Genomic DNA, 2,184 nt, shown 5'->3' with positions numbered 1-2,184 from the left:
GCCCGCAGGGGCAGCAATAGGGGCAATGGAAGGGAGCAACTATTATCGGGCGCCACCTACCGCCGCGCTGTTGCGGGGTTTACTGGCTCCTCTTTCCTCCGCATGGCTGTCCTTCCAACCTTCACCACCCTGGGCTCCGGCCCCACCGTGCTGATGCTGCACGATGCCGATGGCGACCACCTCACCTTTGCCCCCCAGGTCGAGACTTTGGCCACCGCCGGTTACCGCGCCGTGGCCTGGGACATGCCGGGCTATGGCCGCAGTGCCCCTGTGGAGCCCTACACCTTCAAGGCGCTGGCGCAAAGCTGCCTGGCCTTGATCGACGCGCTGCAGAGTGGCCCCGTGGCATTGGTGGGCCACGGCATGGGCGCCATGGTGGCGCTGGAGGCTGCCGTGCGCGACCCGTCCAAGGTGCGCCGCCTGGTGCTGTGTGCGGGCGGGCCCGCGCTGGATGCACAGGTGGTGGAAGACTGGGTGGCGCCCCGCCTGCGTGCCCTCACGGCACTGGATACCGGTGGCAACATGGAGCAGCTGGCGCAGACGCTGGTGCCCCAGTTCATCGGCACGGGTGCGCTGCCCGAAGGCGTGCGGCTGGCCAGCCACGCGCTGGCCCAGGTCTACCCGGGGGCCTATCGGCGCGCGCTGGCGGCCCTGCCCACGTTTGACCGGGGCGCCAGCGCCTTGGCGCAGCTGACCATGCCCACGCTGCTGGTGGGGGGTGAATTGGACCGCTGCACGCCGCCAGTGGCCCTGGAGGCACTGGCCCAGGTGCTGCCCGATGCGGCAACGCTGCAGCTGCCCCATGTCGGTCATTGGCCGCAGCTGGAAGACCCCGAGGGGTTTGACGCCGCGCTGCTGGACTTTCTGGCCCGGCGTCGCTGGCTGCACTGACCAGCGGGTGGCTGCCGCCCGTGCCGGGACCGGCCGCTGTGTGCTGGCATGATCGCCGCCTCGGATGTGACCTCTATGCTGTTTGCCCTCAAGAAAATCCTGTCTGCGTTGCTGATGCCGCCGGTGTCCAGCATCCTGCTCGCGTTTGTGGGCCTGTGGCTGGCGCGCTTTCACCGCCGCACGGGCATGGCCGTGGTGGTGCTGTCGCTGTTGTCTGTGCTGGCGCTGTCGTGGCCGCCCGTGGCCGATGTGCTGGTGCGCAGCCTTGAGCAGCATCCTGCCGTGACCCCCAAGCAACTGCCCCAGGCGCAGGTTCAGGCCATTGTGGTGCTGGGGGGCGGGGCCGACACGGTGGCCCCAGAGTACGGGGTGGACGTGCTCAGCCGGGGCGCCCGCGAACGGGTGCGCTACGCCGTGTACCTGCAACAGCAGACGGGGCTGCCCATACTGGCCACGGGGGGATCGACGGGCGGCATGCGCGCCGAGGCGCTGGTGATGAAGGACGTGGTGGAGCGCGAGTTCAGGGGGCGGGTGCGCTGGACGGAAATGGAATCGCTCGACACCCGCAGCAACGCCGAAAAATCGGCCATGCAGCTCAAGGCGGCTGGCATCGAGCGCATTGCATTGGTGACCCACGCCTGGCATATGGTGCGCGCGACGCGGGATTTTGAGCGCGCCGGGCTGCAGGTGCTGCCCGCACCCACGGGCTTCAAGGGGGGGCAGGCGCGCAAGCTGTACCGGCTGCTGCCACGGGCTTCCGCGCTGGCCGACAGCAGCCTGGCGCTGCATGAATGGTTGGGCATCCTCGCTCAGCACGGGCTGGACCGTTGACACCCTGCCGCTCGCAAACCCCCAGAGCGGCATCACCGAACGGCGCGCCCTGCAGTGCCCAAAGGCGAGGGCGGTAGACGGTAGGGATGCCTGTGCTATGGGTCGTTCCCGCCCTTACCCCCACTTTGGTAGGGTGGCTCAAGGCGTCCTCGATCTTGAAAATGGAATGTTTTTGAACCCACTGCTGCAAGCAGGGTGGGCAATGGACCTCCACGATGATTCAAGACCCCACCCTGCGGATACTGGCTGCGCGCGCACGCATACAGGTGTTGATGGTTGCGGTGCTTCTGGTGGCTTGCGGCGGTGGCGAAAACAGCGGCGCACCCAACCAGCCAGCGCCATGGCCATCCCAGCCCCCCGCTCCTGAACCGGTGGCAAGCCCGCTGCCTGTGCCGGGCCCGGTACCAACCCCGGACCCCGGCATGAACCCCGGTACACCCGGTCCATTGCCAGCACCGGCAC

General features: G+C 68.4%; 2 protein-coding genes. Both read left to right on the top strand.

Annotated elements, in window-relative coordinates:
• Positions 1-102 precede the first annotated feature (102 nt).
• A complete protein-coding gene (locus tag DBR12_RS11775; RefSeq protein WP_108617412.1) occupies positions 103-891 on the top strand; it encodes an alpha/beta fold hydrolase in 789 nt (262 codons plus the stop codon).
• A gap of 48 nt (positions 892-939) precedes the next feature.
• On the top strand, positions 940-1,722 hold the full coding sequence (locus DBR12_RS11770; protein WP_233244407.1) for a YdcF family protein: 783 nt from the start codon (positions 940-942) through the stop codon (positions 1,720-1,722).
• The last annotated feature ends 462 nt before the right edge of the window (positions 1,723-2,184 follow it).

The sequence above is a fragment of the Acidovorax sp. HMWF029 genome (assembly GCF_003060895.1).
Classification (GTDB): domain Bacteria; phylum Pseudomonadota; class Gammaproteobacteria; order Burkholderiales; family Burkholderiaceae_C; genus Acidovorax.
The sequence above is the reverse complement of the archived record's forward strand: the minus strand, read 5'-3'. Positions and strand labels throughout refer to the sequence as shown.